The sequence below is a fragment of the Actinomadura sp. NPDC023710 genome (assembly GCF_040639875.1).
In the GTDB taxonomy this organism is placed as follows: Bacteria; Actinomycetota; Actinomycetes; order Streptosporangiales; family Streptosporangiaceae; genus Spirillospora; species Spirillospora citrea.
In genome coordinates this window covers 41,365-59,174 of sequence record NZ_JBFAGB010000031.1, presented here as the reverse complement: position 1 = coordinate 59,174, position 17,810 = coordinate 41,365, and the positions used below count along the sequence as shown (strand labels likewise).

At 71.7% G+C, this 17,810-nt stretch carries 20 protein-coding genes; 6 read left to right on the top strand and 14 right to left on the bottom strand.

Features of this window, described 5'->3' with window-relative positions:
• Entirely contained in the window at positions 1-627 is a 627-nt protein-coding gene (locus tag AB0H37_RS31110) for a response regulator transcription factor (protein WP_360616576.1), read from the top strand.
• On the opposite strand, the gene AB0H37_RS31105 is transcribed toward AB0H37_RS31110, so the two are convergent.
• The 5 genes from AB0H37_RS31105 to AB0H37_RS31085 all read right to left on the bottom strand — a co-directional run bounded on the left by AB0H37_RS31105 (position 624) and on the right by AB0H37_RS31085 (position 5,234).
• Positions 624-1,340 (bottom strand): ABC transporter permease, encoded by a 717-nt coding sequence (locus AB0H37_RS31105; RefSeq protein WP_329085345.1) that lies wholly within the window; start codon positions 1,338-1,340, stop codon positions 624-626. The two genes, AB0H37_RS31110 and AB0H37_RS31105, sit on opposite strands and share 4 nt — an antisense overlap.
• Positions 1,337-2,248: an ABC transporter ATP-binding protein gene (locus AB0H37_RS31100; RefSeq protein ID WP_329085343.1), complete on the bottom strand. Its 912-nt coding sequence runs from the start codon at positions 2,246-2,248 to the stop codon at positions 1,337-1,339. Before AB0H37_RS31100 ends, AB0H37_RS31105 begins: the two co-directional genes overlap by 4 nt.
• Positions 2,249-2,357: 109 nt before the next feature.
• Positions 2,358-3,236, bottom strand: coding sequence for an ABC transporter permease (locus AB0H37_RS31095; protein ID WP_329085341.1), 879 nt, complete (start codon positions 3,234-3,236; stop codon positions 2,358-2,360).
• Positions 3,233-4,192, bottom strand: a complete 960-nt coding sequence (locus AB0H37_RS31090; RefSeq protein ID WP_360616575.1) for an ABC transporter ATP-binding protein — start codon at positions 4,190-4,192, stop codon at positions 3,233-3,235. Before AB0H37_RS31090 ends, AB0H37_RS31095 begins: the two co-directional genes overlap by 4 nt.
• A gap of 85 nt (positions 4,193-4,277) precedes the next feature.
• The gene (locus AB0H37_RS31085) at positions 4,278-5,234 is read right to left on the bottom strand and encodes a DUF389 domain-containing protein (RefSeq protein WP_329085336.1); all 957 of its coding nucleotides are present in this window, start codon (positions 5,232-5,234) and stop codon (positions 4,278-4,280) included.
• A 136-nt stretch (positions 5,235-5,370) separates the two neighbouring features.
• Here AB0H37_RS31085 and AB0H37_RS31080 point away from each other — a divergent pair, with 136 nt between their 5' ends.
• Positions 5,371-6,060, top strand: coding sequence for an HNH endonuclease family protein (locus AB0H37_RS31080; protein ID WP_329085334.1), 690 nt, complete (start codon positions 5,371-5,373; stop codon positions 6,058-6,060).
• 20 nt (positions 6,061-6,080) lie between these two features.
• On the top strand, positions 6,081-6,404 hold the full coding sequence (locus AB0H37_RS31075; RefSeq protein WP_360616574.1) for a hypothetical protein: 324 nt from the start codon (positions 6,081-6,083) through the stop codon (positions 6,402-6,404).
• Between the two features lie 23 nt (positions 6,405-6,427).
• On the opposite strand, the gene glmM is transcribed toward AB0H37_RS31075, so the two are convergent.
• The 3 genes from glmM to rplM all read right to left on the bottom strand — a co-directional run bounded on the left by glmM (position 6,428) and on the right by rplM (position 8,977).
• Positions 6,428-7,771, bottom strand: coding sequence for a phosphoglucosamine mutase (glmM, locus tag AB0H37_RS31070; RefSeq protein WP_329085330.1), 1,344 nt, complete (start codon positions 7,769-7,771; stop codon positions 6,428-6,430).
• Positions 7,772-7,913: 142 nt separating this feature from the next.
• Complete coding sequence (gene rpsI / locus AB0H37_RS31065) at positions 7,914-8,423, bottom strand: 30S ribosomal protein S9 (protein WP_179837665.1); 510 nt, start codon at positions 8,421-8,423, stop codon at positions 7,914-7,916.
• A 101-nt stretch (positions 8,424-8,524) separates the two neighbouring features.
• Complete coding sequence (rplM, locus tag AB0H37_RS31060; protein WP_179837666.1) at positions 8,525-8,977, bottom strand: 50S ribosomal protein L13; 453 nt, start codon at positions 8,975-8,977, stop codon at positions 8,525-8,527.
• Between the two features lie 758 nt (positions 8,978-9,735).
• Here rplM and AB0H37_RS31055 point away from each other — a divergent pair.
• From AB0H37_RS31055 to AB0H37_RS31045, 3 genes are all read left to right on the top strand, one after another.
• Complete coding sequence (locus AB0H37_RS31055; RefSeq protein ID WP_329085326.1) at positions 9,736-10,506, top strand: CAP domain-containing protein; 771 nt, start codon at positions 9,736-9,738, stop codon at positions 10,504-10,506.
• Positions 10,507-10,626: 120 nt separating this feature from the next.
• The gene (locus tag AB0H37_RS31050) at positions 10,627-11,793 is read left to right on the top strand and encodes a hypothetical protein (protein ID WP_360616573.1); all 1,167 of its coding nucleotides are present in this window, start codon (positions 10,627-10,629) and stop codon (positions 11,791-11,793) included.
• Between the two features lie 24 nt (positions 11,794-11,817).
• Positions 11,818-13,314 (top strand): hypothetical protein, encoded by a 1,497-nt coding sequence (locus tag AB0H37_RS31045; protein WP_360616572.1) that lies wholly within the window; start codon positions 11,818-11,820, stop codon positions 13,312-13,314.
• A 16-nt stretch (positions 13,315-13,330) separates the two neighbouring features.
• On the opposite strand, the gene truA is transcribed toward AB0H37_RS31045, so the two are convergent.
• The 6 genes from truA to rpsM form a co-directional block, all read right to left on the bottom strand.
• Positions 13,331-14,227 carry a tRNA pseudouridine(38-40) synthase TruA gene (gene truA, locus AB0H37_RS31040; RefSeq protein WP_360616571.1) on the bottom strand — a complete coding sequence of 299 codons (897 nt, stop codon included), beginning with the start codon at positions 14,225-14,227 and terminating at the stop codon, positions 13,331-13,333.
• Positions 14,228-14,435: 208 nt separating this feature from the next.
• A complete protein-coding gene (gene rplQ, locus AB0H37_RS31035) occupies positions 14,436-14,972 on the bottom strand; it encodes a 50S ribosomal protein L17 (RefSeq protein WP_329085319.1) in 537 nt (178 codons plus the stop codon).
• 96 nt (positions 14,973-15,068) lie between these two features.
• Positions 15,069-16,082 carry a DNA-directed RNA polymerase subunit alpha gene (locus AB0H37_RS31030; protein WP_067454600.1) on the bottom strand — a complete coding sequence of 338 codons (1,014 nt, stop codon included), beginning with the start codon at positions 16,080-16,082 and terminating at the stop codon, positions 15,069-15,071.
• A gap of 104 nt (positions 16,083-16,186) precedes the next feature.
• Positions 16,187-16,813 (bottom strand): 30S ribosomal protein S4, encoded by a 627-nt coding sequence (gene rpsD / locus AB0H37_RS31025; protein ID WP_179837672.1) that lies wholly within the window; start codon positions 16,811-16,813, stop codon positions 16,187-16,189.
• A gap of 20 nt (positions 16,814-16,833) precedes the next feature.
• Positions 16,834-17,235, bottom strand: a complete 402-nt coding sequence (rpsK, locus tag AB0H37_RS31020; RefSeq protein ID WP_021596710.1) for a 30S ribosomal protein S11 — start codon at positions 17,233-17,235, stop codon at positions 16,834-16,836.
• Between the two features lie 48 nt (positions 17,236-17,283).
• Positions 17,284-17,664, bottom strand: a complete 381-nt coding sequence (rpsM, locus tag AB0H37_RS31015; RefSeq protein ID WP_329085315.1) for a 30S ribosomal protein S13 — start codon at positions 17,662-17,664, stop codon at positions 17,284-17,286.
• Between the last annotated feature and the right edge of the window lie 146 nt (positions 17,665-17,810).

Here is a 17,810-nt window from a genome sequence, read left to right as displayed (position 1 = left end):
ATGAACGCGAGACTCAGGATCATCGTGGTGGACGACCACACGGTCATGCGCGCGGGCGTCGTCGCGCTGCTGGCCGCCGACCCCGGCATCGAGATCGTCGGCGAGGCGGGCGACGGCCGCGCGGCGATCGCCCTGGCCGAGCGGCTCCGGCCCGACGTCGCGCTGCTCGACCTGCGGATGCCCGTGCTGGACGGCGTCGCGGCCACCGCCGAGATCGGCCGGCTCGGCACCCGCGTCCTCGTCCTCACCACCTACGACACCGACACCGAGATCGAGCGCGCGATCGAGGCCGGGGCCATCGGCTACCTGCTCAAGGACACCACCCGCGACCAGCTGGTCGACGCCATCCGCGCGGCGGCCCGCGGCGAGACCGTCCTCGCGCCCCGCGTGGCCGAGAAGCTCGTCGCCCGGATGCGCCGCCCCGAGCCGGCCGCGCTGACCGCCCGGGAGGTCGAGGTGCTCCGGGCGGTCGCCGACGGCCTGTCCAACGCCGAGATCGGGCGGCGGCTCGTCATCGCGGAGGCGACCGTCAAGACGCACCTGCTCCGCGTCTTCGCGAAGCTGGACGTCGGCGACCGCACGCACGCCGTCGTCGTCGCCATGGACCGCGGCCTGCTCCCCCGCTAGTCGGCGCTGGCGACGGGCAGGGAGCGGAGCCGGAAGGTGGCGAGGAACGCCGCGACGAGCGTCACCGCGACCAGCAGCCCGATCGCCACGGGCAGGTCCACGGTCGACCTCACCGGCGACGCGTCGGTGAGCGCGTCCGTCACCGACAGGCACCACTGCTGGATGGACGCCGACTTGGCGCCCGGCGCGAAGTTGCCGAGCAGCGACTCCCACACCAGCGCGTACAGCAGGCCGATCGTGACGGCGTTGCGGCTGGCGACGGCCAGCGCGACGAACACCGCGCTGTAGACGACGCCGCCGATCAGCACGCCGATCGCGAACGCCGGCGTCAGCTGCGCGGTCGTCCCCGTGAGGACCAGCCCCGCCAGCAGCGTCGGCACCGCGGCGAACGCCGTCACCAGGACGATCGCCACCACCAGCTTCGTCAGCACGATCACCTCGCGCGCGACCGGCTTGGTCAGCACGTACATGATCTGGCCGTCGTCGATCTCCGGGCCGATCACGCCGGTCCCGGCGATCAGCGCGAGCAGCGGCAGCAAAGTCGCCAGGCCGAACTTCTGCAGGACGTTCGCCGAGACGTCCAGGTCGTCGTTGCCGGTCACCTTCAGCGCCGCCGCCAGCACCAGCAGGAGCAGCGGCAGCCCCAGCAGGAGCAGGGCGCGCTTGCGTCCGAGCATCGCCCGGAACGTGATCATCGCGATCGTGCCATTCATCGGGCCACCAGGTAGGAGAAGACGCTTTCGAGGGACTCGTCGGCCGGGGAGACCTCCCACAGGCGCACGTCGGCGTCCCGGGAGATCTGCGGGAGCAACCACGTGAAGCGCTGGAAGTCGACCGCCTCGACCTGCAGGCCCTTGTCGGTGAGCTGGACGCTGCGGGCCGACCCGTCGGCGATGACGGCGGCGGCGAGCCGCCGGTCGTCGGACGAGCGGACGAGGAAGATGTGCGGCCGGTCGGTCATCAGCCGCCGGATCTTGCGGAAGTCGCCGGACGCGGCGTGCCGCCCCGCCACGATCACCTCGATGTGGCTGGCGAGCCGCTCCACCTCCTCCAGGATGTGCGAGGAGAACAGGATGGTGCGGCCCTCGGCGGCCATCCGCTGGATGAGGTCCATGAGCTGGAGCCGCTGCCGCGGGTCCATGCCGTTGAACGGCTCGTCCAGCAGCAGCACGGGCGGGTCGTGCACCAGCGCCGACGCCATCTTGATGCGCTGCTTCATGCCCTTGGAGTAGTTGCCGATGGGGCGCCCGGCCGCGTAGTCCATCTCCACCAGGCCGATGGCGCGCCGGGCGGCCGCGCCCGGATCGGGCAGCTTGTGCAGCTTGGCCATCGCGAGGATGAACTGCTGGCCGGTGAGGAAGTCGTACGCCGACTCCCTCTCGGGCACGAGCCCGAGGCTGCGGTAGACGCCCGGGTTCCGCCAGATCCGCGTCCCGTCCAGCGTGACGGAGCCGGACGACGGGGCGAGGAACCCGCCCATCATGTGGATGAGCGTCGACTTGCCCGCCCCGTTCGGGCCGAGGAGCCCGGTGACGCCCGGCCCGACCTTCATCGTCACGCCGTTGACGGCGACGACGTTCCCGTACCACCGGGACACGTTCTCCAAGATGAGCTCGCTCATATCGTCCTCCCACGTGGGGGGACGACCCCCCACACCCCCCGGGTCGCTTCGCTCATCCGTGTTATTGGTGGGGGGACGACCCCCCACACCCCCCGGTTCGCTTCGCTCATTATGAGAGCCCCGCCTTCCGGAACCTGCGGTACAGCACCGCGACCGAGCCGACGACGATCAAGGCGCACACCGCGAGCGCGACCACGCCTCCGGCGACGCCGGACGGTACCCCGGCCGACGACGACTGGGCGCCGAGCAGCCGTACCTGGACGATGTCGACCAGGTTGAACGGCGTGAACAGCCCCGCCCAGCCCTGGAGCGTGAAGTTCGTCTGCGCCTCGGCGATCCCCTGGACGGCGCCGACGAACGCCGCGCTGATCATGTAGACGGCGATGACCGCCGCGACCCCGAACCCGCGCCGCGGGGTGAACGCCGCGACCACCATCCCGATGGCGGCCAGGACGAGCGCGAACAGCACGCAGCCGACGAGCGCGCCGAGGTACTTCAGCAGCTGCTCGCCCGGGTCCGGCATCTTGGAGATCAGGCCGCCGACGTACAGGACGGTGACGGGCACCGCCATCAGCGCGAACAGCGCGGTCGCCATCGCGGCGGCCTTCGCCAGCACGAAGTCGAGATGGCCGACCGGGCGCGAGAAGTACAGCGGGATGACGTGGAAGCGCACCTCCCGCGAGGCCAGCACCGGCGCCTGCGTGGCCAGGAAGATCGCCACGATGACCTGCATGATGTTGGCGTAGGAGGCGTAGCGGAACAGCGCGTCCTCCTGCTTGGTGAACGCGAACGCCGCGACCGACCCGGCGGCCGGCAGCAGCATGATCGCCGCCAGCAGGAACGGCATCACCTTCGCCCGCGCGGGACGGCCTAGGCCGTAGGCGGCGCGCAGGTTGTGCACGTACAGGGAACGCAGCACGTACGCGCGGCCGTTGCGGCGCCCCTCGTAGTGCCGGTAACCGATGTCGTGGATGGTGCTTGTGCTCATCGCGGCGCTCCCTGCTGCACGTCTCCGGGCCGCACGTCTCCGGCCGGGGCCTGCGCCGCGGGCGGCGTCTGGAAGACCTCTTCGATGTGGTGCCGGCGCTGCTCCATCCGGATCAGCCGGAGCCCGAGCTCGGCGACGCCGTCGCGGACCAGGTCGTAGGTCTGCTCGCCGGCGATGTCCACGACGAGGAACCGGCCCTCCGGATGGACGGTCACGCCCTGGTCGTGGAGGTGCCGCCCGAGCACGTCGCGTCCCTCGTCCACCTCGACGGTGAGGACGCCGCTCTCGGCCGTGTACGCCTCGACGGCCTGGGAGCGCAGCAGCCTCCCGCCGTCGATGATGACGACGTGCTCGCAGACCCGCTCCAGCTCGCCCAGCAGGTGCGAGGTGACCAGGACGCTGATCCCGAACTCGGTGCCGATCCGGCGGATCAGTTCGAGCATCTCGTCGCGTCCGGCCGGGTCGAGGCCGTTGGTGGGCTCGTCCAGGAAGACGAGCTTCGGGTCGTGGACGAGGGCCTGGGCGAGCTTCACCCGCTGGCGCATCCCCGTCGAGTAGCCGCCGATGGGACGGTAGCGCTCCTCGTACAGGCCGACGTGCCGCAGGGTGTCGGCGGCGCGCTCGCGGGCCGCGGTCGGCGGCAGCCCGCACATCCGGGCCATGTGCACGACGAACTCGGTCGCGGACACGTCCGGCGGCAGGCAGTCGTATTCGGGCATGAACCCGACGCTCTCCCGGATCCGCAGACCCTCGCGCGCGATGTCGAGGCCGAGGACGGTCGCGGTCCCGGAGGTGGGTGGCAGCAGCCCGAGGAGGATCTTGATGAGCGTCGACTTTCCGGCGCCGTTGGCGCCGACCAGGCCGACGACTCCGGGCTCGACGGCCACGGAGAGGTCGTCCAAGGCGGTCACCCGGGGGAACCTCATCGTCAGGCCCTGGGTGGCGATGATGGGCATACCGTCGAACCTAGCGGCTGGCTCCGCGTGGCACGTCACCCTGAAGGGCGATCAGGGGCAGCCTTTGGTCCGATGCCGCAACGACCTAAGTTCCCCGCAGCGCACTCCTTCGGCCACGCTGCCGCAGCACGACGGCCCACACGGCCCGCTGGAGGAGCAGCGTCAGCGTCCCCGCGATGATCATTCCGGCGACGTTGACCCCCAGCTGGAGCAGCGATCCGTTGATCTCGCTGCCGTGCTTGAGCGCCATCGCGACCGCGAGGTTGCCCGCCGCGGGCACGGTGGTGACCGAGATGAAGACCCCGACCAGCGCCGACGACTTGCCCGCGGTGAGCGACAGCACGCCCGCGGCGCCGGCGAGCAGCGCGACGATGAACGACCAGCGGTCCGGGCTGTAGATGAACGCGGTGAGCGGGCGGTCGTCCGGCAGGCGGTCCAGCTCGATCACGCCGGTCCACCGGGCGGCCAGCGCGCACACGTAGGTGACCGCGATCGCCGCGGCGAACCCGACGACCAGCGCCCGCAGCGCGTGCACGATGCGTCCGGGCTGGAGCCGGACGAGCCCGTAACAGATCGCCGCGATGGCCGCGAACTCCGGTCCGAGGACCATGGCGCCGACCACCAGCACCGGCGAGTCGATCAGCGCCGCGATCGCCGCGAGCTGCGTGGCCAGCACGAGGAACGCCACGAACGACCAGGTCAGCGCGGTGCCCTCGCTGACCTGCCGGTCCAGTTCCTCCCAGACGACGGCGTCGTCGCCATGCCCCGGCGCCAGGTCCTTGGCCACTTCGGCGCGGTCGGAGAGCGTGAGATCGACCTTGTCGAGGGCGATCGACCCGTCCCGGTCGACGCCGAGGGCGCGCAGCGCGTCCAGCACCTCGTTGGCCGACTCGCGGGCGATGTCGGCGGTGACGAGGTCGCCCTGCGGGGCACGGGCGGCGCCCTCGATCACGACGACGTTGGTGGCGCCCGCGCAGGCCGCCAGCTCCTTGCAGACCGCTTCCGTGCGCTCGGCCGGGACGATCGCTCTGAGATGCAACACGGGCCAATCGTGCCGTATGCGTCGCAGCGATTCCACGCGGGCGGACCCCGAGGAAGACCAGGCCACAATGATTGATCGATTATTTGCCTTCAAGAGGGCAAAAACCCCCGGAAACTCCCCCCAGGACGGTGAAGTCATGACACAGCCTCCGGTGCTGTTGAAGGCCGCGCGGACGGCCGCGGCGGGTCTCGCGCTCGTCGTCCCGTTGGCGACGGCGGGCTGCGAGGGCGACGTGGGCCTCTCGCAGACGGGATCGCCCTCGTCCGGCTCGACCAAGCCCGCCTCCGGCGACGAGGCCAAGGCGCGCAAGAACCTGTCCGGGCTGCGGATCTCGTCCTCGGCGGACGGCGGCTACCGGCGCGACAAGTTCGGCACGCGCTGGAAGGACACCGACCACAACGGCTGCGACCAGCGCAACGACGTCCTCGCCCGCGACCTGGCGAAGGTCGAGAAGAAGGGCCGCTGCATCGTGCTCGCCGGGAAGCTGGACGACCCCTACAGCGGCAAGCAGATCACCTTCGAGAAGAAGGACGCCGCCGAGGTGCAGATCGACCACGTCTACCCGCTCGCCCTCGCCTGGCGGATGGGCGCCTCCCGCTGGAGCGAGGACAGGCGCGAGCAGTTCGCCAACGACCACGACAACCTGCTCGCCGTCTGGGGCGTGCCCAACCGGCAGAAGAGCGACTCCGGCCCCGGCGAGTGGAAGCCCCAGAAGGGGTTCCAGTGCGTCTACGCGATCAAGTACATCGCGGTCGCGAAGGAGTACTCGCTCCCGGTGACGCGCTCCGACCACGACGCGCTCCAGGACTTCCTCGCCCGCTGCTGACCGGCCGTAAGCTCGTCCCCATGAGCGAATCTGGCGGCAAGGACGCCGAGCAGGACGTGGAGAGCGCCGAGCGGAAGCCGCCGCGGGTGCGGACGGAACGGGGCGTGGGGGCGCGGGCGACCGGTGCGGAGGTGACCGGCGCGTCCGCGACCGGGCTCACACTGCGGGCCGGGAACGGGCTCGGCTCCCTGGCGCTCGGGGCCATGGCCCTCGGCGCGGTCGCGGTCGGCGCGGTCGCGATCGGCAAGCTCGTCGTGAAGCGGGCGGTCGTCGACCATCTCCAGGCCGGGACCGTCGAGATCCGGCACCTGAAGGTCGGCCGGCTGGAGATCGACGAGCGCTAGCCGGGCGGGCGGCGCCCGTCCGGCTAGCCGAGGGTCGTGCGGACCACGCCGGCGAGGTGCTCGGCCACCGACCGGGCCTGCGGCTCGGACGCCGCCTCCACCATCACGCGCACCATCGGCTCGGTGCCGCTCGGGCGGATCAGGACGCGTCCGGTGTCGCCGAGGTCGGCCTCGGCGGCGGAGACGGCCGCGGCCAGCTCGGGGGAGGTCTTGGCGCGGTCCCTGTCGACGTCCTTGACGTTGATGAGGACTTGCGGCAGCCGCGTCATCACCTTGGCCAGCTCGTCCAGCGGGCGCCCACGGCGGACCATCGCGGCGAGCAGGTGCAGGCCGGTGAGGACGCCGTCCCCGGTCGTCGCGTGGTCCAGCATGATGACGTGGCCGGACTGCTCGCCGCCGAAGCCGAAGCCGCCCTCCTTCATCGCCTCCAGGACGTACCGGTCGCCGACCGCGGTCTCCACGACGGTGATGCCCGCCTCCCGCATGGCCAGCTTGAAGCCGAGGTTCGACATCACGGTCGCGACCACGGTGTCGCCGGCGAGCGCGCCGGCCTCCCGCAGGTCCAGGGCCAGGATCGCCATGATCTGGTCGCCGTCGACGACCTCGCCGCCCGCGGTCACCGCCAGGCACCGGTCGGCGTCGCCGTCGTTGGCGATGCCGGCGTCCGCGCCGTGCTCGCGGACGGCCTTCTGCAGCGCCTCCAGGTGCGTGGAACCGCAGCCGGAGTTGATGTTCAGCCCGTCGGGGGCCGCGCCGATCGTGATGACCTCGGCCCCCGCGCGGCGCAGCGCCTCCGGGGCGACGTCGCTGGACGCGCCGTTGGCGCAGTCGATGACGACGCGCAGGCCGTCCAGCGACACCGGGACCGTGGTCAGCAGGTGCGCGACGTACTGCTCGACCGCGCCGTGCGCCTCCCGGACGCGGCCGACGCCCGCGCCGGTCGGCGGCTCCCACGCCTCGCCGAGCCGCGCCTCGACGCGGTCCTCCAGCTCGTCGGGGAGCTTGTGGCCGCTGCGGTCGAAGAACTTGATCCCGTTGTCGGGGGCCGGGTTGTGCGAGGCCGACAGCATCACGCCGAGGTCGGCGTCCAGCGCGTGGGCCAGGTGCGCCACCGCGGGCGTCGGCAGGACGCCGAGCCGCAGCACGTCCACCCCGGCGCTCGCGAGGCCCGCCACGACCGCGGCCTCCAGGAACTCGCCCGAGGCGCGGGGGTCGCGGCCGACCACCGCGACCGGGCGGTGCCCCTTGAACGCGCCCTGCTCCCCCAGCACCCGCGCCGCCGCGACGGACAGGTCCATGGCGAGCGGGGCGGTCAGGTCGCGGTTGGCGAGTCCGCGCACGCCGTCGGTCCCGAACAGACGAGCCACAGTTCAACTCCCGATCAGAGGAAAGGTTCCGGAAAAGAGGGAGAGGACACCCGGAAAAGCGGACGAGCCGCCGCACCCGGGTGCGCCGGCCATGCGGGCCGGCTGCGGAGAAGCCACGGGGTGCGACGGCTCGTGCCGTCGATCAACGCTTGCTGTACTGCGGAGCCTTGCGGGCCTTCTTGAGACCGGCCTTCTTGCGCTCGGGCACCCGCGCGTCGCGGGTGAGGAAGCCGGCCTTCTTCAGCGCCGGGCGGTGCTCGATGTTGGCGAACTGCAGCGCGCGGGAGATGCCGAGGCGCAGCGCACCGGCCTGGCCGGTGGTGCCGCCGCCGTTCACGCGCGCGAGCACGTCGAACTGGCCCTCCAGGCCCAGCAGCACGAACGGCTCGTTCACGATCTGCTGGTGCACCTTGTTCGGGAAGTACTGGTCCAGGGTGCGGCCGTTGATCTTCCACTGGCCGCTGCCGGGAACGATGCGGACCCGCGCGATGGCCTGCTTGCGGCGGCCGGTGCCGGCCGCCGGGCCGGTCGCGACCGGCTGGCCGAGGAGGCCCTCGCCGGCGGACTCGGGGGTCTCGGTGCTGTACTCGGAGGGAGCTTCCTCGTACGAGTCGAGCTCGGCGGCCTGCTCGGCGCCGGTGGTGTCGTCCACGGTTCTCCTTGTGGTGTTCTAGCCAGGGCGGCTGGCCCGTCAGGCGGGTGCCCCGGCGGCCTCTGCTTCCGGGTCGCGCACGATCGCTCGTGCGCGGGGCGTCACTTCTTGATCTGGCTGATCTGCGTGATCTCGAACGGGACCGGCTTCTGCGCCTGGTGCGGGTGGTCCGGCCCGGCGTAGACCTTCACCTTGCCGAACATCTTCCGGCCGAGGGAGTTCTTGGGCAGCATGCCCTTGATCGCCTTCTCGACCGCCCGCTCGGGGTGCTTGGCCAGCAGGTCGGCGTAGCTCACCGAGCGCAGACCGCCCGGGTAGCCGGAGTGCCGGTAGGCCCGCTTCTGCTCCAGCTTGTTGCCGGACAGCGCCACCTTGTCGGCGTTCACGATGACGACGAAGTCACCGGTGTCGAGGTGCGGGGCGTAGATCGGCTTGTGCTTACCCCGGAGCAGCTGTGCGACCTGACTGGCGAGACGGCCCAGCACGACATCGGTCGCGTCGATGACGTACCACTGACGCTGGACGTCAGCGGGCTTAGGGGTGTACGTGCGCACGGTCGTCAGCCTTCGTTTCTCGTCGACTCTCAGCGGTCTCGATCCTCCACCCGTCCTCGCGGACGGGTGCCACTGGCAGCGGAATCCTGCTCGCGCCGATCAGAGGATCACCCGACCCGGCGCTCCGGGATGCCGGGGCCCGCACGCGGCCACGGGGGCGCACATGATGGGGACACACCGACAGGTCGTCGCGCCTCCCGCCTGCAGCGAGCAGGCGCCGACGCACACAACAAACACGCAGGATACTCGGCCGCGCGCACACGGGTCAAAACGAGCCGCCGTGGCGCTTCCAGCCGCGTGCCCAGTATGCCGCATCTCCCGGAATGCCCGAAAGAGGACGTTCAGCACCGCAACGGTCACGCTTTGTAGCGATCCGGCCTTTTCTGGAATCATTTCGGTAACGGAGGGTCCATATCGGGATATGGTGCCGGGCGACCGGTCCACGCCGGCTCACGCCGGCCCGCACCCGGGAGCCCCCGCTGACTACTCCCCGCAGACCAGCCGATCCCGCCGGAGGCCGCCGGCCCGGCAACGCCGGGCGCTCCGGCCCCGCGCGGCGCGACGCCTCGGCGCCCCGTGACGTCCCCGCGCGGCCCGACGGCCCTCCCTACCGGGACGAACTCGTCGCCAGCGGCCCGCGGCGCGCCCACCGGGAACCCCCGCCCGCGGGGCCGCGGCCGGGCGACGGCGACGCGTTCTGGAACGACCGCCCGCCGCGCGGGAAGCGCACGAAGCGGAAAGGCGCGAGGGGGATCGTCGTGGCCGCCACCGCGTCCGCCCTCGCCATCGGCACCGGCGTCGTGATCGACCGCCTCGTCCTGCCTCAGTTCCGGTCGGAGAAGACGTCCGCCTCCGGGGCGCAGCGCGACCCGTCCGTAGAGGTCCCGACCGGACCGCAGAGCGACCCGCTCGCCGCGACCGGCAACGGTTCCGGTTCCGGCTCAGGTTCCGGTTCGGGCGCGGGCGGCCGGACGAGCGCCTCTCCCGCGCCGACCGCCGAGGAGCAGACGCCGCCGCTGAAGGTGATCCACCCGCCGAAGAGCGCGTCGGCCAAGCCCTCCAAGCCCAAGAGGTCCCCCGGGTCGGACGCCCCCTCGACGCCGGGCGGGGGCACGACCCCGGGCGGCGGGTCCGGCGGCTCCGGCGGAGCGTCCGGTCCCGAGGCGAGCGTGGTGTCGCTCACCAACGCCGAACGCGCCAAGCACGGGTGCCCGGCGCTGCGCACCGACGCGCGGCTCGCCGCCGCGGCCCGCAAGCACTCGGCGGACATGGCGGCCAACAACTACTTCGACCACACGTCCCGCAACGGCGACAGCCCGTGGAAGCGGATGGAGGACGCCGGGTACAGCAGCCCCGGGGCGGAGAACATCGCCAAGGGCTACCCGACCGCCTCGGCCGTCGTGAAGGGCTGGATGGACAGCCCCGGCCACCGGGCCAACATCCTGAACTGCGGGCTGCGCGCCATCGGCGTCGGGATGGCCTCGGGGTCCGGCGGGCCGCTGTGGACGCAGGACTTCGGCTGGAAGTGACCGCCCCCGCCCGGCGGGGACACGACCTTCGGCAAATCACCGGCGTCCGGTTCGCCCCCATGTCATGGTGGGTGTCGCGAAGGTCCAGAACCCTGAACGAGGAACGGTAAGGTCCAACCCATGGGTTATCCGGGCGATCAAGGCAAACCCGGCGACTGGCCTCCCCGGCAGTCGCCGCACGCGCCGTACGGACCCGGAGCCGAAGCGCCACCGTACGGCCAGGACAACGACGAATCCCCTTTCGCACCACGTGACGAGGGGCCCGGCACGCCGCCGTTCGGCGGCGGCGGCAGCTTCGGCCAGGACAAGTTCGGCCAGGACAACTTCGGCAACGACGGGTTCGGCAACGCCCCCTACGGCGGCGGTGCGCCCGGTGGCGGGCCCGGGGGCGAGGCGCCCGGCGAGCAGACCGCGGCCTGGTCCGACCAGCCGCCCGCATGGGGCGACGAGCCCGTCGCCGGCGGCGCCTATGGCGAGAACCCCCCGGGCGAGGGCGGCTTCGGCTCCTACGAGGGCATGCCGCCCGGGCCGTCCGGCCCGCCCGAGCGCCCCGAGCGCCGCCGCAACCTCCCGCTGATCATCGGCGGCGCCGCGGTCGCCGGGATCCTCCTCATCGGCGGCGGCGTCGGACTGTCGTCGATGCTGAAGGGCGACTCCAAGCCGGAGTCGAAGCCGACGCAGGCCACGTCCCGGCAGCCGCAGGCCACGCCGAGCCCCACGCAGCCCGTCCTTGCTCCGGTGAAGCTCCAGAGCCGCACCACCGACCCCGCGCCGCTGACCCTCAAGGAGGTCTTCGGCAAGGCGACGTTCAAGTCGGGCCGTCTCAAGTACGTGCGGACGGCCGCCACCGGGAAGAAGAGCTGCACCGGCGTCGTCGGCGGCACGGCGCTGGCGAAGGCCCTCAAGAAGGGGCGCTGCACGCAGTCGCTCCGGGCCACCTACGCGCTCAGCAACGGCTCCCTCATCGGCACGGTCGGCGTGTTCAACCTGCAGACCGAGGCCGCGGCCAAGACGGCCGTGAAGGCCGCCGCCGCCAAGGACGCGTTCCTGGTGGCGCTGCCCGGCAAGGGCGTCAGCAAGAACAACGGCAAGGGCGAGGCGCTCGGCACCTCGCAGGCGCGCGGCCACTACGTCATCATGACCTGGGTGCAGCGGCCGGACGGCAAGAAGATTTCCACCAAGTACCATGCCGCCGTCCGGGTCTTCGGCACCCAGCTGGTCAAGGGCAGCAACCTGGCACTGGCGCTGCACTACCGGGAGACCGAAGGCAAGCCCCTTCAGAAGTGACCCCCATGAATACCCTCACTGCTTATGTCTGGACCTAGAGACGCACGGGAGCACGGCGAGCAGGCCGACGAGGCCGCTCCCCTCAAGCTCCCCGCCTTCGGGCTGGAGGCCCCCTGGTGGGCCGCGGAGTCCGCGGACGCCGCCCCGCCGGCCGAGCAGGCGCCGGAGATGCTGTCGGCGCCCGTGGTCGAGGAGGCCCTGGCCGAGGAGGCCCTCGCCGAGGCGGACGTCTCCGCTCCCGAGGCCCCCCGCCTCCCCGAGGTCCCCACCGCTCCCCACATCGCCTCGGCCCCGCCCGGGACGCTCGTCGCCGGGAGGGGCGTCCCGCGCGTCGACTCCCGCGGCGCCGTCCCCGCCGAGCCGATCGTCAAGCCACCGATCTCCCCCGACGAGACCGACCCCGAAGGCTTCCCGCCCGTCCCGCCCGCGCAGGGCGGGTTCCCGGACGCGACGCCACGAGGCGAGGGCGCGGGGGTCGTCACACCAGAGACCGAGGCCACCGTGGAACACCCCGCCGCGACCGACACCGCGACGGACGTCCCCGCGTCGCTTTCGGCGTTCGAGAAGGCCAAGAAGGCGGAGGACTCCGCCTCGCTCGCGCCCGTGCTCGTCCCGGACGCCATCCTGCCGCCCGGCGTCGTCCCGCCCACCGGAAGCGGCCCGTTCCCGCACGCCGACCCGGCAGCGGTGGGCGCGGCGGACGCCGAACAGCCCCAGGTGGGCACGCCGCTCTTCCCTGGCGAGGGCGCCGCCCCGGCCGACGCCCCGCCGCCCGGACGCCCCCCGCAGGGCATGCCCGTCACCGGCCGGGGCGGCGGCAAGGGGCGCCCGGTGCTGATCGGCGGCGTCGCCGCCGTCATCCTCGCGGCGGTCGGCGCCCTGTTCCTCATCGGCGGAACGGGATCGGACGGCGACGGCGGCAAGGACCGCAGGACCCCCGAGTCGCCCGCGGCGGCGCAGACCACGCCCGCGGTCACACCGTCCGCCACGGCCGCCGCCCCCGTGGACATCACCAACGAGAAGACCGACACCGCCGACCTGACGTTCCACGACGTCTTCCCGACCGAGACCATCCGGTTCGGCGACCGGACCTACCTCCGGGACCGCTGGTCGCTCAACCGGGACGTCACCTACGCGGCCCGCGGCTCCATGCTCGCCGCCCTGCGCAAGGACCAGTGCCGCAAGATCGTCCGTGCCACCTACATCGACCCGGAGAGCAAGCTCGCCGTCACCTCGGGGATCGCGGTGATGCCGACGAAGGCGGCCGCGATCGCCGTGAGCAAGTCGGGCGACCCCGCCCGCTACGAGTGGTTCCGCGGCATGGCGGGCAAGCGGTCCCCCGACATCGACCAGGCCGGCGGGTACGCGGCGGCGACCGTCCGCGGCCGGTACGTCGCCTACGCCTACGTCCAGTGGGCGAACGGCAGGAAGGCCAAGCCCGGCGACCCGACGATCAAGAAGGCGGCGCAGCTCTTCCTGGACTACGACCTGCGCCCGATCGTGGCGCGGTCCCGGGGCTGAGCCCCGGGACGGCGGGTCAGCCGCCCTGCCGGGGCGCGGCGCCGCCGGGCGGGGCGGGCGGCTGGTCGGCGGCCGCGGCGGCCGTGGCGTTCAGCGTCCGTACGCGGCGGGTCTCCTGGGCCCGCCTGGCCAGGCTCTCGTCCTCGGGATACCGGATCTCCTCCAGCGACAGGCCGTGTGCGGGCGCCACGTTCACGCCGGAGTCGCGGACGCGCGCCGCGAGCACCTGCGCGGGCCACTCGATCTCGCGCCGCCCGTCCCCCACCATCAGCAGCGCGCCGACGAGCGCGCGGACCATCGAGTGGCAGAACGCGTCGGCCTGCACGGTGGCGAGCGCGAGGTGCGGGTCGCGGTCGTCGCGCGCCCACTCGTAGCGCAGCAACTCGCGGATCGTCGTCGCGCCCTCCCGCCTGCGGCAGTACGCGGCGAAGTCGTTCTCGCCGACCAGCCTGCGGGCGGCCTCGTTCATCCGGCCGAGGTTCAGGGGGCGGGGGTGCCACAGCACGTCGTGGCGGCGCAGCGGCTCCACCCCGAAGGGGTTGTCGCACACCCGGTACACGTAGCGGCGCGACAGCGCGGAGAACCGCGCGTCGAACCCCTCCGGGGCGATCGACACGCGCCACACCCGCACGTCCGGGGGCAGCAGCCCGGCGAGACGGCGCGGCATCGTCCCGTTGATCGCCGAGTAGGCGGCGACGGGGACGACGAGGTGGGCGACCTGCCCGCGGGCGTGGACGCCGGCGTCGGTGCGGCCGGCGACGGTGAGCATGGGCGGCGGGTCCAGACGCAGCATCCGGGCCAGCGCGTCCTCGATGACGCCCTGGACCGTCCGCTGGTTCGGCTGCCTCGCCCAGCCCGCGAAGTCCGACCCGTCGTAGGAGATGTCGAGCCGGAGTCGTACCAGTGCGGTCATGTCAGCCGAGTCGTCCTTCTGCAACGTCCGTCATCCCTCCGGGCACACCGCGTTCGTCGGGCACTCCCCTGACACGCTCCCCGGTGAACCCTCGCCCTCCTGCCATGACCATGCGATCAAGTCTGGCAAAGTTCGGGCCCGCCGTCCCGATGGAAACGGCGGGCCCTCACGAATGTCGAGCAAACGCTCGACCAGGTCAAACGGCGGATTACTCCTTCTCGCCCTTGTCCTTGGCTTCCGCGTCCCCGGCGGCCTCGTCCTTGGCGTCGGCGGCGGCGGTGTCGTCCGCCTCGGTCGCCGCCTCGTCCGCCTTGGCGTCGCTCTCCTCGGCCTTCGGCTCCGGGGCGGCCTTGGCGGCGGGAGCGGACCCGCCGGTGGACGCCGCCAGCTGCTCCTGCACCAGCTCGATCACGGCCATCGGGGCGTTGTCGCCCTTGCGCGGCCCGATCTTGGTGATGCGGGTGTAGCCGCCGGGACGGCTCTCGAAGCGCGGCGCGATCTCGGTGAAGAGCTCGTGCAGGACGCCCTTGTCGCGGATCGTCTTGGCGACCAGGCGACGGTTGTGCAGGTCGCCCTTCTTCGCCTTGGTGATCAGCTTCTCCGCCAGCGGACGCACCCGCCGGGCCTTGGCCTCGGTGGTGGTGATGCGGCCGTGCTCGAACAGCGCCGTGGCCAGGTTGGCCAGGATCAGGCGCTGGTGCGCGGCGCCGCCGCCGAGGCGGGCGCCCTTGGTGGGCTGGGGCATGTCGTTTCCTTCCTGCACCGGCCGTGTCAGGTACCGGTGTCAGCTGGTTCCGGACCGGCCGGGGGCCTCGGGCCCCCGGCCGCCGGACTCGGGTTCCTAGTACTGCTCGGTCTCGGCGTAGCCCTGGTCGTCGTCGCCGTAGTTGTCGGCCGCCGCGCTCGGGTCGAACCCGGGCGGGGAGTCCTTCAGCGACAGGCCCATGTCGTTGAGCTTCTGCTTGACCTCTTCGATCGACTTGGCGCCGAAGTTGCGGATGTCGAGCAGGTCCTGCTCGCTGCGGGCGACGAGCTCGCCCACCGAGTGGATGCCCTCGCGCTTCAGGCAGTTGTAGGAGCGGACGGTGAGGTTCAGCTCCTCGATCGGCAGGGCGAGGTCCGCGGCCAGCGCGGCGTCCGTCGGGGACGGGCCCATGTCGATGCCCTCGGCCTCGACGTTGAGCTCCCGGGCCAGCCCGAACAGCTCGACGAGGGTCTTGCCGGCGGAGGCGACCGCGTCGCGCGGCAGCATCGCCTGCTTGGTCTCCACGTCCAGGATGAGGCGGTCGAAGTCGGTGCGCTGCTCGACTCGGGTGGCCTCGACCTTGTAGGTGACCTTGAGCACGGGCGAGTAGATGGAGTCGATCGGGATCCGGCCGATCTCCTGGCCCGGCTGCTTGTTCTGCGCGGCCGAGACGTAGCCGCGGCCGCGCTCGACCGTCAGCTCCATCTCCAGCTTGGCCTTGTTGTTCAGCGTGGCGATGTGCAGGTCCGGGTTGTGGACCTCCACGCCCGCCGGAGGCGCGATGTCGGCCGCGGTCACCTCGCCCGGGCCCTGCTTGCGCAGGTACATGACGACGGGCTCGTCGTGCTCCGAGGAGACGACGAGCTCCTTGAGGTTCAGGATGATGTCGGTGACGTCCTCCTTCACCCCCGGCACGGTCGAGAACTCGTGCAGGACGCCCTCGATCCGGATGCTGGTGACGGCGGCACCGGGAATGGAGGAGAGCAGGGTACGGCGCAGCGAGTTGCCGATCGTGTACCCGAAGCCCGGCTCCAGCGGCTCGATGGTGAACCGCGACCGGTACTCGTCGACCTGCTCTTCGGTGAGAGTCGGACGCTGAGCGATGAGCATGGTGGTGCCTTCTTTCCGCGGTGCCCGCTATTTGACTACCGCGTTCTGGATTCTTCCCCGATCCGCCGGGGTCCCAACGGGGGACCCCGGCGGGCGTTGAGCCCTTACTTGGAGTAGAGCTCGACGATCAGCTGCTCCTGGACGGGAGCGTCGATCTGCTGCCGGACGGGCAGGGAGTGCACGAGGATCCGCATCTTCTCGCCGTCGACCCCGAGCCACGCCGGGACCTGACGCTCGCCGACCTCGGCCTTGGCGACCTGGAACGGCGTCATCTCCAGCGACTTGGGCTTGACGTCGAGGATGTCGGCCTCGCCGACCAGGGCCGACGGGATGTTGACCTTCTTGCCGTTGACCCGGATGTGGCCGTGCCGGATGAGCTGGCGGGCCATGTCGCGGGACTTGGCGAAGCCTGCCCGGTAGACGACGTTGTCGAGCCGGCGCTCCAGCAGCGTGAGCAGGTTGTCACCCGTCTTGCCCTGCTGGCGGGTCGCCTCGACGTAGTAGTTGTGGAACTGCCGCTCCAGCACGCCGTAGATGCGCCGCGCCTTCTGCTTCTCGCGAAGCTGCAGCAGGTACTCGGTCTCCTTGGGCCGACCGCGACCGTGCTCACCCGGCGGGTAGGGACGGATCTCGATCGGGCACTTCGGGCCCTCGCACTTGCTGCCCTTGAGGAACAGCTTCATCTTCTCGCGGCGGCAGAGCTTGCAGTCCGCACCGGTGTAACGAGCCATTGTTCTAGATCTCCCCTGCCTCAGACCCGGCGACGCTTCGGCGGGCGGCAGCCGTTGTGCGGAACGGGCGTGACGTCCTGGATCGAGCCCACCTCGAGGCCGGTCGCCTGCAGCGACCGGATGGCGGTCTCGCGGCCCGAGCCCGGGCCCTTCACGAAGACGTCGACCTTGCGCATGCCGTGCTCCATCGCGCGCCGGGCGGCGGCCTCGGCGGCCTGCTGCGCGGCGAACGGGGTGGACTTGCGCGAGCCCTTGAACCCGACGTGGCCCGAGGAGGCCCAGGAGATCACGTTGCCGTTGGGGTCGGTGATCGAAACGATCGTGTTGTTGAACGTGCTCTTGATGTGGGCGTGCCCGTGAGCGACGTTCTTCTTTTCCTTGCGGCGCACTTTCTTGGCGCCGACACGGCTCTTAGGAGGCATGTGCTCTCTCTACTCTTGAGGTCATCGATCCGGAGGACCGACTCCGGACTACTTCTTGCCGGCCTTCTTCTTGCCGGCCACGGTCTTCTTCTTGCCCTTGCGGGTGCGCGCGTTGGTCTGCGTGCGCTGACCGTGCACCGGAAGCCCGCGGCGGTGCCGGATGCCCTGGTAGCACCCGATCTCGATCTTGCGGCGGATGTCCGCCTGGACCTCGCGGCGAAGATCACCCTCGATCTTGTAGTTCGCCTCGATCCAGTCGCGGAGCTTGACCAGCTCGTCGTCGCCGAGCTGGTGCACGCGCAGGTCGCCGCTGATTTCGGTACCCGAGAGGGTCTCCAGCGCCCGCGTCCGGCCGATGCCGAAGATGTAGGTGAGAGCGACCTCAAGGCGCTTTTCGCGCGGGAGGTCGACGCCGAGGAGGCGTGCCATGTGGGCAGTTCCCTTCATTCGTCCGGAGGTATGGACGCACCGCTTCCGCGAACACCCTGCCCGGGTGGCGGCCCCGGCCTCCGAAGGTCCGGGGGTGCTCCTCCACACGACACTGCCGTACGTGCTGGACTCCGGATTTCCCGGAC

What these genes read in the sequence shown, in the direction of transcription:
- AB0H37_RS31110 (WP_360616576.1), top strand. Translation starts at nt 1, where the DNA reads ATGAACGCGAGACTCAGGATCATCGTGGTGGACGACCACACGGTCATG.
- AB0H37_RS31105 (WP_329085345.1), bottom strand. Translation starts at nt 1,340, where the DNA reads ATGAATGGCACGATCGCGATGATCACGTTCCGGGCGATGCTCGGACGC.
- AB0H37_RS31100 (WP_329085343.1), bottom strand. Translation starts at nt 2,248, where the DNA reads ATGAGCGAGCTCATCTTGGAGAACGTGTCCCGGTGGTACGGGAACGTC.
- AB0H37_RS31095 (WP_329085341.1), bottom strand. Translation starts at nt 3,236, where the DNA reads ATGAGCACAAGCACCATCCACGACATCGGTTACCGGCACTACGAGGGG.
- AB0H37_RS31090 (WP_360616575.1), bottom strand. Translation starts at nt 4,192, where the DNA reads ATGCCCATCATCGCCACCCAGGGCCTGACGATGAGGTTCCCCCGGGTG.
- AB0H37_RS31080 (WP_329085334.1), top strand. Translation starts at nt 5,371, where the DNA reads ATGACACAGCCTCCGGTGCTGTTGAAGGCCGCGCGGACGGCCGCGGCG.
- AB0H37_RS31075 (WP_360616574.1), top strand. Translation starts at nt 6,081, where the DNA reads ATGAGCGAATCTGGCGGCAAGGACGCCGAGCAGGACGTGGAGAGCGCC.
- AB0H37_RS31050 (WP_360616573.1), top strand. Translation starts at nt 10,627, where the DNA reads ATGGGTTATCCGGGCGATCAAGGCAAACCCGGCGACTGGCCTCCCCGG.
- AB0H37_RS31045 (WP_360616572.1), top strand. Translation starts at nt 11,818, where the DNA reads ATGTCTGGACCTAGAGACGCACGGGAGCACGGCGAGCAGGCCGACGAG.
- truA (WP_360616571.1), bottom strand. Translation starts at nt 14,227, where the DNA reads ATGACCGCACTGGTACGACTCCGGCTCGACATCTCCTACGACGGGTCG.
- rplQ (WP_329085319.1), bottom strand. Translation starts at nt 14,972, where the DNA reads ATGCCCCAGCCCACCAAGGGCGCCCGCCTCGGCGGCGGCGCCGCGCAC.
- AB0H37_RS31030 (WP_067454600.1), bottom strand. Translation starts at nt 16,082, where the DNA reads ATGCTCATCGCTCAGCGTCCGACTCTCACCGAAGAGCAGGTCGACGAG.
- rpsD (WP_179837672.1), bottom strand. Translation starts at nt 16,813, where the DNA reads ATGGCTCGTTACACCGGTGCGGACTGCAAGCTCTGCCGCCGCGAGAAG.
- rpsK (WP_021596710.1), bottom strand. Translation starts at nt 17,235, where the DNA reads ATGCCTCCTAAGAGCCGTGTCGGCGCCAAGAAAGTGCGCCGCAAGGAA.
- rpsM (WP_329085315.1), bottom strand. Translation starts at nt 17,664, where the DNA reads ATGGCACGCCTCCTCGGCGTCGACCTCCCGCGCGAAAAGCGCCTTGAG.